At 41.7% G+C, this 14621-nt stretch carries 7 protein-coding genes and 1 pseudogene; 2 read left to right on the top strand and 6 right to left on the bottom strand.

Annotated features, from left to right (window positions below; all coding sequences use genetic code 11):
* Nucleotides 1–83 precede the first annotated feature (83 nt).
* From IPI59_09180 to IPI59_09155, 6 genes and pseudogenes are all read right to left on the bottom strand, one after another.
* Nucleotides 84–1343, bottom strand: coding sequence for a quinol:cytochrome C oxidoreductase (locus tag IPI59_09180; protein ID MBK7527705.1), 1260 nt, complete (start codon nucleotides 1341–1343; stop codon nucleotides 84–86).
* Nucleotides 1344–1426: 83 nt separating this feature from the next.
* Nucleotides 1427–2110, bottom strand: coding sequence for an OmpA family protein (locus IPI59_09175; GenBank protein ID MBK7527704.1), 684 nt, complete (start codon nucleotides 2108–2110; stop codon nucleotides 1427–1429).
* Between the two features lie 662 nt (nucleotides 2111–2772).
* Nucleotides 2773–3366, bottom strand: coding sequence for a DUF3341 domain-containing protein (locus IPI59_09170; GenBank protein MBK7527703.1), 594 nt, complete (start codon nucleotides 3364–3366; stop codon nucleotides 2773–2775).
* 53 nt (nucleotides 3367–3419) lie between these two features.
* On the bottom strand, nucleotides 3420–4916 hold the full coding sequence (nrfD, locus tag IPI59_09165; protein MBK7527702.1) for a polysulfide reductase NrfD: 1497 nt from the start codon (nucleotides 4914–4916) through the stop codon (nucleotides 3420–3422).
* Between the two features lie 93 nt (nucleotides 4917–5009).
* Nucleotides 5010–8133: pseudogene (locus tag IPI59_09160) on the bottom strand (TAT-variant-translocated molybdopterin oxidoreductase).
* Between the two features lie 153 nt (nucleotides 8134–8286).
* The gene (locus IPI59_09155; protein MBK7527701.1) at nucleotides 8287–9909 is read right to left on the bottom strand and encodes a c-type cytochrome; all 1623 of its coding nucleotides are present in this window, start codon (nucleotides 9907–9909) and stop codon (nucleotides 8287–8289) included.
* A 468-nt stretch (nucleotides 9910–10377) separates the two neighbouring features.
* Between IPI59_09155 and IPI59_09150 the strand changes: the two genes are divergently transcribed.
* Both IPI59_09150 and metH read left to right on the top strand, forming a co-directional pair.
* Nucleotides 10378–11688 carry an NAD(P)/FAD-dependent oxidoreductase gene (locus IPI59_09150; protein MBK7527700.1) on the top strand — a complete coding sequence of 437 codons (1311 nt, stop codon included), beginning with the start codon at nucleotides 10378–10380 and terminating at the stop codon, nucleotides 11686–11688.
* Nucleotides 11689–11832: 144 nt separating this feature from the next.
* Nucleotides 11833–14553, top strand: a complete 2721-nt coding sequence (metH, locus tag IPI59_09145) for a methionine synthase (protein ID MBK7527699.1) — start codon at nucleotides 11833–11835, stop codon at nucleotides 14551–14553.
* The last annotated feature ends 68 nt before the right edge of the window (nucleotides 14554–14621 follow it).

The following is a 14621-nucleotide window of genomic DNA, read 5'->3' as shown; positions in this document are numbered from 1 at the left end:
TTTTTAAACTACCTAAGAAGACATGTTAAGGAATCTGGATTTTTTATTTTAGGATTCGTGTAGTCTAAACCAATAAATTTAAACTATACATGGTGTATGACACTTTCTTTGGTGAAGGGGTGGTTTTTAGGAACCAATGAGGCTTTCGACAAGGCATTAAATACAACAAGCATAAAAATACCTGCCAAGGTTAAACCTAATCCAATTTCTAAAAAGCCAGGGTGGTTAAAATGGGGTTCGTGGTGCGCTGCTCCGTCAGCGGCGTGCATACTATGGTAGTGAGACATTTCATTTATAGCAGCAGGCATTGACATTTGGAAAAAGTCTAACCAATGACCTATTATAATAACAATTGCACCAAACGCTGCAACTTTGCGGTGGCGTTTTGCTCCGGCAGTCATTAATACTAAAAAGGGAGTAATAAAATTCATAAATACACATGCCCACATAAGAAGTGTATAATGATCAATGCGCAATTTGTAGTAAGATGTTTCTTCGGGCATATTGCTATACCATATCAACATAAATTGCGAAAAGAACAAATAGCCCCATGCCACACTAAAGGCAAACATAAACACTCCTAAATCGTGCTGGTGCTCGTCGGTTACGTTTTTTAAGTAGCCTTTACCGCGCAAATATATTACAAACAACATAGTTACAGCGCAACTGGCAACAAACATGCTAATAAAACTATACCAACCCCACAAAGTTGAAAACCAGTGTGGTTGTATAGACATGAACCAGTCCCAAGGGGCAGTTGAACTGGTAATTGCAAATACAAAGATAAAAAAAGCGCTTATTGTTACACTTTTATTGTAATAGTTTAAGTTAGAGGATTGATCGCTTGCCAATGAGTTTCTGCGTATTAAGAAAGCAAATCCTGTCCATAAAAATAAATATAAAATTGAGCGTATCCACCATCCGGAATTATTAAGCCACCATTTTTTTGCAGCTAATAATTTATCAAAATGGGCATTGGCGGGGTCGGTCAATTCCTCATGCGACCATATATAAATTTCTTTCATGCCCAAGGCTAATGTTATAATTAATAACACTGCGCCTATCGGAATATACATGGTAATTGCCTCTGAAACCCTGCGCAACATTAAATACCAGCCTCCCCAACCAACAGTGTGCGCACAAATAAAAAACAAGGCGCAAACACCTAACATTAAAAAGAAATAGTTGTTAAACAGCAAAGCCGTATAAATCCGGGTCGGATTATCTAAATTTGTCAATAGTCCGATGATGAGCATAACCACACCTATAGCAATTGTTATTAAGCCATAATTGCGCTCTTTGGTGGTAAACTCAAATTTATCGGGTTGGGGCAAAATACTCATTTTTATTAAAGTAGATTGGTTTTATAATATAGTTTCTATGAGCAAAAATATTAATTATTGGTCTTTTAGTTTTATCTTTCGGTTTAAAGCACTTTAAATTCTGTTCTACGATTTTTAGCTTTTCCGGCATCGGTATCATTTGTGGCAACTGGCACTAATTCACCATATCCTTTAAAAGTAAGGCGCGGTGCTTTTATTCCTTTTTTAATTAAAAAATCGTAAACAGCTTTAGCACGGGTTTCCGACAAGGTCATATTAGCGGTTTCATCGCCATCGCTATCTGTATGGCCTGAAACTTCTATTTTAGCGCTCGCATTTTTATTCAAAATACTTATCAATTTGTTTAATTCTAAAACTGATTCAGAACGCAATTCGGCTGAACCACTTTTAAAAAAAACATTGTTTAAAGCAATACTTTGCCCTTTATTTAATGGTTTATCAACAATTTTATCTAATTCAGATGGCACAAACTGAACTGCGGGTTCATTTACATCAATTACAGCGGCAATACTTTCACCCGTATTAAACACCGGATTTGAAGGATTATAGGTATTTAACCCTAAAATAGTGCGCAACACCGCTTCTTTTGTAGCTTTGGTTTTGTTAGCACCAGCAGGGTCAGAGGCAAGTTTACCGTTATAATCTGCAACTATAAAATCTGCCTGCATATCCTTAATGTACGATATCACCTCCCAACGCTCTTCTTTACTTAATTGTGGCGCATACGAGCCCATGTTGTTGCGGCCATAGTGTATAGAGTGAAACATCTTACCATCGGGCAAGGATATAAGATTGGCACTTGTTAGCGCTGGTGGGGGCGGGAAAGCACCACTTGCTACAATTGGGCCATCACTCGCTCCTTTATTGCCATGGCAAACCGCACAATTGGTTTCATAAGCTGTTTTGCCTTTAGCCAAAAAATCGGTGTACATTTTAGAATTTTTTGTTGCTTCAGACAAGGCAAATGTTTCCAAGTGCTGGCTATTACGGGGGTTTAAATAACCTTTACCCGCCGCCTCGTAGCCTTCGGGCGTATTAGGGTAGTGGTATGGCATAAAGCCACGGGGAATTGTCCCTGCAACCGGCTCGCGCGAGCTACGCAAACCATCCATAGAAATATTAACCACCTCGCCATCGGCCATATTTACCGAACGGCTTGGGCTATAATATTCGTAGGCTTGCGAATGTGCCATATCGGGCATATACTCCCGACCTGTAAAATTGCCATTTGCCGAGCAGCCCCAATAGCGGCATAGCAGCAAAAAAGCCATAATTCCAATAAAAGTATAAAGATACTTAGCCATATCGTTTATATTGATAACTGCATTTGCAGAGTAAAGGTATTTATATCGTTTTATCCGGAGGAAAATAGCGGCGGCAAAAAACCAACCAACTAAATATATAAATTAATAAAATTAAATCATTTTTTTTAATGATGGCCATGTCCGGCACTTAATGAAGCGTCGTTCGATGAAGTCATTAAATTAGGTTTTAGTTCATTATTTAAAAAACTATTTTTTACGTCAATAGCACTATGTTCTTTTAACAGAGTGCCAATTTTGGCTTGTTCATCAGCGTTGTAGCGTTTGCCATCAAAAACCATTACAAAATGGTCATCACTTGACCGTCTGTATACTATCTCCTGGTCGCGGAACACCGAAAAACCGTTCCGAATATACATAGTTACGGTCATGCCAATTGCCGAACATAAAACGGTAAACTCAAACATAATAGGCACAAACGAGGGAAGCGGAAAATATGGTTTTCCTCCCACAATAAGGGGCCAGTCAACCGCCATAATTATACCCATGGCTACCAAAGAAAATATCGTTCCGAAGGCACCAAACACAAAGCCCGCTGTATGCAGGCGTGACTCTTGTAAGCCCATCGCCTTATCTAAGCCATGCACCGGAAAAGGAGTAAACATTTCGTGGATTTGGTATCCGGCCTTACGTATTTCGGTGGTAGCATGCAGCAATTTGTCGCCGTCGTCAAAAATTCCGAGTAAATATTGATGTTTCATAAAAAGCCTGGTTGATTAATTTGTTTGTAGTGAACAAAAAATACGAGGTAAATTTATTGGTTATCTTTATTTTGCATAGCTACCGATGCCCCACCCGAACCCGACAAACCGGCTTCTCTATCTTTGCGGTCTTCTTCGGCATAAAGGGCTAAGTATTGGTCTCCACTGGTTTTTAAAATTGATTTTACTTCGGCGGCAGCTACAATTGGTAAGAACCTGGCAAACAGTAAAAACAAAGTCATAAATATACCCATTGTGCCTACGTATATACCTACCTCTGTCCATGTTGGCGAGTACATCGCCCAGTTTGAGGGTATATAGTCGCGGTGCAGCGAGGTAACAATAATTACAAACCGCTCGAACCACATACCTAAGTTAATTACAAACGATAAGCAGAAGGTAAACAACACGCTTCGGCGCAAACGTCTAAACCAAAACAACTGAGGCGAAATTACGTTACAAGTCATCATACCCCAATAAGCCCACCAATAAGGGGCAGGGTCAACGCCCATGGCCGGGCCAAATAAATACGGGTCGGCCACCCTATTGCGCAAAAACACCCACTCTTCGTAGGGGTTTCCAGAGTAAAGCGCAACGAATAACTCAGATATATACGCAACCCCTACAATTGAGCCTGTTAAAAGTATAATTTTATTCATACTTTCTATATGGCCAACTGTAATATAGTTGTGCAAGTTCATAATTTCGCGGGCTACAATCATTAGAGTTAATACCATAGCAAACCCCGAAAAAATAGCTCCCGCTACAAAATAAGGAGGAAATATAGTTGTGTGCCATCCCGGAACTACCGAAGTGGCAAAGTCAAAACTTACTATCGAGTGTACCGAAAGTACCAAAGGAGTAGATAAACCGGCTAATACCAAAGACAACGACTCAAAACGCTGCCATTCTTTAGCTGTTCCTCGCCATCCAAAACTTAATAAAGAGTATATTCGGCGGCGTAATCCTTTAGCCCGGTCACGCACCGAGGCAATGTCGGGCAATAGACCTGTGTACCAAAAAAGCAATGATACAGTAAAATAGGTTGATATAGCGAACACGTCCCACAATAAGGGCGAGTTAAAATTGGGCCATAATATACCGCGCGTATTGGGTAAAGGCAGGTTAAAAAACGCTAACCAAACGCGCCCCATGTGAAATACCGGAAATAAAGCAGCACAAATTACGGCAAATATGGTCATTGCTTCGGCAGCTCGGTTTACCCCTGTACGCCATTTTTGCCTAAACAACAGCAAAATGGCCGAAATAAGTGTTCCTGCGTGGCCTATACCAATCCACCAAACAAAGTTGGTAATATCCCAAGCCCAACCAACCGTACGGTTAGCACCCCATGTGCCAATACCCTGCCAAACCGTCCAGGTAAGGCTGACAATGCCAATACAGGCTACAAGTGCCGATGCAATTAAGGCAATTAGCCATTTTATTTGAATTTTACCTTCGGTAGCACCAATAATATCTTGGGTAATATCGGCGTAGGTTTTGTTGCCCGTAATTAGCGGTTCACGAACTGGTGATGCGTAGCGGTGCATATGTTTATTAAATTAATATGATATTACTAATAAAGGTTGTAAGCTAAAATGATTAGAGGCTGATACTGTTTATTTATTATGGTTATTCTTCTTTTATCCGTGGTTGGTGGTATTATTGTCGTGGTGTAACGCTTCGCGGTTCCGGACGATGGTCATGTAACCAACCGATGGAACTACGTGTAATTCTTCGAGCAAGCGGTACGAACGTTCATTTTTTTGCAGTTTAGACAATTCACTGTCCTTATTGTTTGCGTCGCCAAATACAATTGCACCCGCAGCGCAAGCAGCTTGACATGCAGTTTTTACTTCTCCATCAAGTAAGGGGCGATTTTCGCGTTTGGCTTTTAATTTACCCTCTTGGATGCGTTGAATACAGAAAGAGCATTTTTCCATAACCCCCCTTGAGCGCACGGTAACATCCGGATTTAATACCATACGGGTAAGGTCGTCCATTATTACGTGGTCATCGTTGTCAAAAATAGTTCCTTTATAAAAACTGTCTGCTCCTTGATAGTCGTACCAGTTAAAACGACGCACTTTAAATGGGCAGTTGTTGGCGCAATAACGTGTACCAATACAGCGGTTGTAGGCCATTTGGTTTATACCTTCGCTACTGTGATTGGTTGCAGCTACAGGGCAAACATTTTCGCAAGGGGCATTATCGCAATGTTGGCAAAGCATAGGCATAAAACTAATACTTTGCGGATGCTCTAACTGGGTCAATAACTTCCTCGCTATTTAACAAAATATATTCTTTTTCGCGTTTTTCTTCGTGTACTTCTGTGGCATAGTACCGGTCTAAGCGCAACCAGTGCATTTCATGAACTCTAAAGACCTCTTCGTGGCCTACCATGGGCACGTTATTTTCAAGGTGGCACGACACAACACAAGCATTACATCCGGTACAAGCAGTTAAGTCAATTGACATTTCCCAGTCATGGCTACGGGTATATAGTTCTTCGTGCGGGCCAAACTCGGGGTGTGGGCCGTATAAAGTAAAATTTAAATGGTCGGCATTCTCTAAAAAATGTTTAGCATCGTGGTTGCCAGCCCAAGCATCTTTTTGATATTCGGTAAGTGTAGTTTCGCGTATAATCGAGCGTTTGTCGTCAATAGTATGGTGGGTTTGTGTGCGCGGCAATTTATAGCCCGTTCCTACTTTTTTTAAGGTAACACCGCTGTTTGTGTATTCAAAATTGCCGTTATTTACGCGCACAAACGGAAAAGCATTTTTTCCATTATTAAAATGTTCATTCCCCGATTTAGTTCGGCCATAACCTAATGCAATTGCAACAGTACCATATAATACTCCGGGTTGAAAAATAAGTGGCAGTTCAATAGATTTGTTATTTAGGCTTACCTCAATTATATCATTTTCTTCCCAGCCTTGCTCTTTGGCGTATTTTTGCGAGATGGCTAAGCAATTATCCCAGCAAATTTTTGAAATTGGGTCTGGGGCTTCCTGTAAAAACGGGTTAGCGGCATGGCGACCATCGCCAATGGCTATCGTCTCAATTAATGACAACTCAACACCTTGCATTTTATTTCCGGATATAGCAGCCATAGCAGCGTTAATATCACCAGAATTTTGAGCCATGCCAATTAGTGGCTGGTTTTGCAATTCATAAACACCATCATGTACAACTTTATCCCAAAATGCTTGAAAATCGTTTTGCCCTGTTGATGGGAATATACTTGCTTGCCAGTAGTTTTGCAAGAAAGTATAAAAATTAGTGGTATTGCCAGCCCAAGCTAATAGGCTTTCTTGCATTTGGCGTGTGTTAAATAAACGCGAGATGGTGGGTTGTTGTAGGCTAAAATAGCCCGTTACTGGTTCGGCATCGCCCCAACTTTCTAAATAGTGGTTATCCGGACATTGATATTGGCAAGCTTCAGCAGTTTCGTCCATACGTTCATTTAAAGATACGGAGAGCGCTGCTTTTTTTATTCCGGATAAAAATTGGTCGGCATCCGGATAATTGTAGCCCGGATTTACGTTCCATAAAATAACGGCATCAACAGCGCCGCTATTCATATCGGCCACCAATTTGGCCATTTCTTTGTCGTTGCTTTGTATAAAGGTATTTTTGTTGGTAATGGTGCTTCCGTAAGCGCCTAAGGCATCATTTATAGCATTAACTACTAATTGTATATTTACGTCGTTGCTTCCACAAACCACCAAGCCCTTGCCAGCGCCGGCAGTTTTTAACTCGGCAGCAACTTTCTTAAGGGCGGCCTTAGCCTTGTCGTTTAAACTTGCGTTTTGATTTGCTCCGGTTATTTCGTTATAAAGGGCGGCAACGATTGTGCCAATTTCACTGGGTTTAATGGAGGTGCGCACATCGGCTTTTGCGCCGGTAATACTCATATAAGATTCGAACTGCCAATGCTTGTTCATAGTATCTTTTGATGAGCGCAATTTGCGGCGCGAAGTGTATTGTTGGGTAAATTCTACAGGTGCTACCCAAGTGCCTAAAAAATCGGCATTAATACTAACAATTACATCGGCAGCAGCAAAATTATAGGCAGGTACAGCTCTGCGTCCGGTTGTTTGCTGGTTGGCTTCGGCAATACCGTGGTACGAAATGGCATCGAATACTACATGGCGCGAATTTGGATATTTGCGCTGAAACTCGCTTATTGCAGCTTTTGTTCCTGGGCTGGCTACCGATGGGGTAACAACCGCTATGGCCGAAGCAGTAGCTAATTTTGCGGTAATTTCTTTATCAACATCGGCCCATGAAGATTTTTTGCCTTCTTTGCGGGGGTTAGTTAAGCGAGCGGTATCGTACAAGCTAATTACCGAGGCCTGTGCACGTGCTGTGGTGCCACCTTTGTTAAGACTCGACAACTCGTTACCTTCTATTTTTATAGGCCGTCCTTCGCGGGTTTTAACCAATATTGAATTGTATTCGGTGCCGTTGATGTACGAAGTCGCATAATAGTTGGCAATGCCAGGTGTTATTTCTTCGGGCTTAAATACATAGGGGATGGCCTTGCGAACAGGTATTTCGCAACTAGCAGCAATGGTAGCTGCACCAAGACTAAAACCCAGCACTTTTAAAAAGTCGCGGCGCGAGGCGGTTTTATCTTTAAAAAGTCCGTTAATTTCTTGCTCGATGGGCAACTGTTGGCGGAACTCATTGTGTTTTTCCTTGGCAAAATCCGGATGGTTTTCTAATTCTTCAAAACCTTTCCAGTGTTTTATTTGCTTCATTGCGGCGGTGTTATGGTGGATACGATTTTTTATTTTTAATTTGTTTTATAGCTGGCAACAAAACTAACAATAGGTGTTTTTTGCTTTAGTTCTGTTTTTTAGAGGGTAGTAGTATTGTATATTCTATATTGTTTTATTATTGAGCTGTGTTCTTTAATAGTGGCATTTCATACATTCTGTTCCGCCAATATCATCAACAGTAACTTTTTTAATTTTACCCGACTTAAGGTCTTCGTGCATTTTTTCGTACGTCGAGTAATAATTGTTGTTTGTAAATTGTACTTCAGTTTGGCGGTGGCAGTTTACACACCAGCCCATATTTAAGGTACTGTGTTGCTTTAGTACATCCATTTCTTCAACAGGGCCGTGACAGGTTTGGCATTGAAGACCTCCTGCCACAACGTGTTGCGAGTGGTTGAAGTAAACATAGTCGGGTAGGTTATGCACGCGCACCCATTCAATAGGTTTTTGTTGGTAATTTTCTTTATAGGCCATTTTTTCAGGATCCCAGCCTACTGCATTGTAAATTTTGGCAATTTCTGTTTCGCCATAGGTAGGGCCTTTTTTAATGGCTTTGTGGCAATTCATACACAAATTGGGTGCAGGTATAACAGAAGATTTGCCTTTAGCTGCCCCGCTATGGCAGTATTGGCAAGGTATTTTTTGGGTGCCGGCGTGTAATTTATGCGAAAACTTAATAGGTTGGTCAGGAGCATAATTAGTTTGACGACCTAAATTAATAGCACCTTGCGTCATGTGATAGCCAAATAGCACTACCGCTAATAATGCTAAGGTTGCCATTATTTTTTTGCTGAACCACATTTTTTCGCTACTTGTTTTTATGGGTATGAATTTACCCATTTTTTCGCGCAACGAATCGCTAAGGCGGCCTGTAATACGGCTAAGTACTAATAGGAAAACCAACAATATGACAGCTAACACACCGAATATTATGGCTAAGTAGTTAATGGAGCTAGGCGCAGCAGATCCGGCAGTTACACCGCCAGCGGGTGCTGTAGCGGACGGAGCTTCGCTTTCTGCCTTAACATAGGCAATGATATTGTCAATTTCGGCATCCGACAAGTTAGTAAACGGAGTCATAACAGCACTATTAAACTCCTTGAAAATAGCTACGGCTTGTGGGTCGCCGGCCTTTATCAAGTCTTGTGAGTTATGTATCCATTTATGCAACCATTCTTTTGAGTATCGGGTATGCATACCTGCCGATGCAGGGCCTACTAATTTTTCGTGCATTTTATGGCAACTGGTACAATTGGCTTTATACAGTGCCTCACCTTTTTTATATTCGTCGGTGCTTTTATCAGCGCCAGCCCCGGTTGCCGCTGTGGCTGCATTAGGGGCAGCGCCACCTGCGGGTGCTGCTGCGGCGGCGGCTGGAGCCTCGCTTTCTCCCTCTACGTAAGTAATGATATTGTCAATTTCGGCATCCGTTAAGTTGGCAAACGGGGTCATAATAGCACCATTATTCTCCTTAAAAACAGCTACGGCCTGCGGGTCACCGGCCTTTACCATATCTTGCGAGTTGCGAATCCATTTGTGCAACCATTCTTTTGAGTATCTAGTATGCATACCCGCCGACGGAGGGCCTACTAGTTTTTCGTTCATTTTATGGCAACTGGCGCAGTTGGCTTTGTATAGTGCCTCTCCTTTTTTATAAGCGTCGCCGTTCTTATCAACAGCAGCAAAGGTTGAGGTAGTTATGCCTACCCAAAATGTTACTACAATACATAAAAAGGCAAAAAAACGATACATCATAATGACCTATTTGCAGGTTGATATAACAAAACTTAACTAAATTTACTTAGTGGCGCAAAGATACAAATTGATTTTTTAGTTGTGCTACCTTATTGCTTTAATTTTATCCAAAAAGGATTTTTAAGGCAAAAAATCCTTTCATTGACTTATTTAAACGTATGATATACTCAATTTGAATACTGTTTGCTTTTAAATTTTGAATATTTTTTGAAGATGACGCAAATATCCGAAAAAATCCGGAAAGATTTCACCCCCCATTCCGGATTTATAATTTTATTAGGCATAAATTTTTTCACTTTTACCTCCGACCACAATCTTACACCTTAATTCAACTATTTTATTTCTACTTTGTTTACGTAAATATACTTAACCGCCGCATGACATTTAGAACAGTTTAGTTTAGAAAGGCATAGCAATAATTTTCCGGATTTTGTTTAACCTTTGCACAAATTGACCATTAATTAATAAATGAACAGCATAGAAAATATTGCCCCAAAAGGACAACTTAAAAGGGTAGTAATTGTAGGTGCAGGTTTCGCCGGCCTCAAATTAGCCCGAAAACTGCCCCAGAATCAGTTTCAAGTCGTTTTAATAGATAAAAACAATTATCACCAGTTTCAGCCCTTGTTTTACCAAGTGGCAACCGCCGGACTTGAGCCAAGTTCTATATCGTTTCCGTTGCGCAAAGCCCTGCATAAGCGCAAAAATATACATATACGCACCGCGCAAGCGCAAAATATTGATGTTGCTAACCACCAACTACTAACCGATATTGGCAGTGTAAATTACGACTATTTAGTTTTAGCTTTAGGGGCCGATACCAATTATTTTAATATGGTCAATATTGCCCAAAACGCCATCCCAATGAAATCGGTAACCGAGGCATTATACCTGCGCAATACCATTTTACAAAACTTCGAAGATGCCCTTAACACAACCGACCCCAACGAGTTGGCAGCCTTAATGAATATTATAGTAGTTGGCGGCGGCCCAACTGGGGTTGAGCTTGCCGGCGCAATTGCCGAAATGAAAAAACATGTATTGCCCAAAGATTATCCGGAATTAGATTTTACCCGAATGCACATCTACTTAGTCGAATCGAGCGATAAGGTGTTAGGTGTTATGTCGAGCCAAGCGGCATACAAAGCGCATCAATATTTAACCAAATTAGGGGTCGAGGTGTTAACTAACGTTGCTGTAAAAGACTACGATGGGCATTGTGCCTCCCTTGCCAACGGTCAAGAAATATATGCACGCACCTTGTTATGGGCTGCTGGTATTAAAGCCAACAGCATACTAGGTTTGCCCAATACGGTGTACGGACGCGGAGGCAGGCTGATAACCGATGCTTTTAATGCGGTACAAGGGTATCCGGATATTTTTGCCCTTGGCGATATGGCCCTCACCCCAGACGATAAATATCCAAATGGACACCCCCAGGTAGCACCAGTAGCCATTCAACAAGCCGATAATTTGGCCAAAAACTTAGTGCGAATGCAAAAACAGCAAAACTTGCTCCCTTTTAAATATGTCAATCAAGGCTCACTCGCAACTATTGGCAGAAATTTAGCCGTTGCCGACCTGCCTAGTTTTAAATTAAGAGGCTTTTTAGCCTGGATTTTATGGTTGTTTGTACACTTAATGAGTATAGTTGGGGTAAAAAATAGACTGTTTATCTTTATTAATTGGGCGTGGAGCTATTTTACTTACGACCAATCTTTGCGTTTGTTGATTAAACCCTACACCAAACAAAAAATGAACCAAAACCAAAGCCAATAAAATAGGTTTACCTGCATTTGGCTAACCAAGCAGTTTAGAGATAAAATTTTACCCTACAAATGTAAGTAGGCCCAGCAAATAGCCCTACCTTTGTGACGTTAATTGATTAATTAATTGGTTTATTCATTTATTTTTTAGATTTAATTGATTTTGCAAACATTAGTTTTAAGTGGCCTCGAAGCAGTTAGCCTTTACCCCGGCAGCAATTTTGTAAATATTGGCGAACGGACTAACGTAACCGGCTCGCGGCAGTTCGCCCGGCTTATACGCGAGGGGCGTTATGAAGATGCACTGGTAGTTGCCAGGCAACAGGTTGAAAATGGCGCACAAATATTAGACGTAAACATGGACGAAGGCCTGTTGGATAGCGAACTGGCCATGACCACCTTTTTAAACCTGATAGCTACCGAACCAGATATTGCCCGTATTCCAATAATGATAGACTCGTCGAAGTGGTCGGTTATTGAGGCCGGATTAAAATGTGTACAGGGCAAGGGCATCGTCAATTCTATATCGTTAAAAGAGGGAGAGGTCGCCTTTATAGACCAAGCCAAAAAAGTACGCCGTTATGGTGCCGCCGTTGTGGTAATGGCTTTTGACGAGCAAGGGCAAGCCGAAACAACCGAACGAAAAGTAAGCATTTGCCAACGTGCTTATAAAATATTAACTGAACAAGTGGGGTTTCAGCCAACTGACATTATATTTGACCCCAATATTTTTGCCATAGCAACCGGAATTGAAGAGCATAACAACTACGCCCTTTATTATATTGCCGCCGCTAAACAAATTAAACAATTAATGCCTCTTACTAAAATAAGCGGGGGGGTTAGTAATTTATCGTTTTCGTTTAGAGGCAACGAAGTTGTGCGCGAGGCCATGCACTCGGTTTTTTTATATCATGCTATACAAGCTGGTATGGATATGGGTATAGTAAATGCCGGAATGATTGCCGTTTACGACGAAATTGAACCCAAACTGCGCCAACTTTGCGAGGCTGTAATTTTAAACCAACACCCCGAGGCTACCGAACAATTATTGGCTTACGCCGAAACTGTAAAACAAACGGGTACAACCCGCATAAAAGACGAGGCTTGGCGGCAAACAACTTTTGAGGAACGTCTTAAACATGCCTTAGTAAATGGTATAACCGATTATATTGAAGCCGATACCGCCGAAGCCCTTGAAAAACTTGGGCGACCTATATTGGTTATTGAAGGGCCGCTAATGGCAGGCATGAACGTTGTAGGCGACCTTTTTGGCTCGGGAAAAATGTTTTTGCCCCAAGTTGTAAAAAGTGCCCGGGTAATGAAAAAAGCAGTTGCCTGGCTTCAGCCTTTTATGGAAACCGAACTACAACAACAGCAAGAACAAACAGGAAACAAAAATAAGCAAGGCAAAATTGTATTAGCTACCGTAAAGGGCGATGTGCACGATATTGGTAAAAATATTGTTGGCGTAGTGCTGGCCTGCAATAATTACGAAGTAATTGACCTTGGTGTTATGGTGCCAACTCAAGCTATATTAGATACTGCCCGCCGCGAAGAGGCCGATATTATTGGGCTAAGCGGACTTATAACGCCATCGTTAGATGAAATGGTACAAGTTGCCGCCGAAATGCAAGAACAAGACTTTAACGTTCCGCTGCTGATCGGTGGCGCAACAACAAGCCAAACACATACTGCCGTAAAAATTGTACCGCAATATAGGCATCCGGTAATACATGTATTAGATGCCAGTCGCTGTGTGCCCGTAGTAAGTGCTTTGCTCAATCCGGAAACAAAAAACAACTACGTTCAACAAGTACAAACGCAATACAACGAGTTGCGCGAACGGCATCAACGCAAACAGGCTCAAAAGAATCTGCTAAGTTTAGCCCAGTCCCGAGCCAATAAATTACAGGTAAATTGGAGCGGCTACACGCCTCCTCAACCTAAAAAAATGGGGGTTACGGTTTTTGACAATTACAATTTGGCCGATTTGGTTCCATTTATTGATTGGACACCATTTTTTCAATCGTGGCAGTTGGCAGGCAAATATCCGGATATATTAACCGATAAAATAGTAGGTACGCAGGCAACAAAACTATTTGCCGATGCACAAACCTTGTTGAATCGAATTGTATCGGAAAAATGGCTGACCGCACGTGGCGTGGTAGGTTTGTTTAAAGCCAACAGCATTAATGACGATGACATTTGGGTTTTTAACAACACCATCGACAATGCTACCCCGCAACAACCTTTGGCTGTTTTACATCATTTGCGGCAACAAACACAAAAATCAGAAGGTTTGCCCAACCTTTGCCTTGCCGACTTTATAGCGCCACTACATAATAATAATGATAGCTCAAAACCTATTGAGGACTATATAGGAGCTTTTGCCGTTACTGCCGGCATAGGTATTGAAGGGTGGATACAACATTTTGAGCAAAATCACGACGATTACAACGCAATAATACTTAAAGCCCTTGCCGACCGACTTGCCGAAGCCTTTGCCGAACACCTGCACCAATATGTAAGGCGCAATCTTTGGGGCTACGAAACTGGGCAGCCGCATACCAACCAAGCGCTTATTGATGAACTTTATACCGGCATAAGACCAGCTCCGGGCTACCCCGCCTGCCCCGACCACACCGAAAAAACTACACTTTGGCAACTGCTGAATGTAACCCAAAATACCGGCATCCAACTTACCGAAAACTTTGCCATGTACCCCGCGGCAACTGTTTGCGGTTGGTATTTTAGTCACCCCGAAAGTAAGTATTTTGCCGTTGGGCAAATTACCCCCGAACAAGCCACCGACATAGCCCAGCGCAAAAACCTTGACCCAAAAACAATGATGCGCTGGTTAGCCCCCAATTTGGGGTAAAAAGCTTAAACCTATATTTTTAAGAGTTTGCCCTCTATGGCTTAAAAAAAATACCCACTTAGTCAAAA

Source organism: Sphingobacteriales bacterium, assembly GCA_016706405.1.
In the GTDB taxonomy this organism is placed as follows: Bacteria; Bacteroidota; Bacteroidia; order Chitinophagales; family UBA2359; genus BJ6.
The sequence above is the reverse complement of the archived record's forward strand: the minus strand, read 5'-3'. Positions and strand labels throughout refer to the sequence as shown.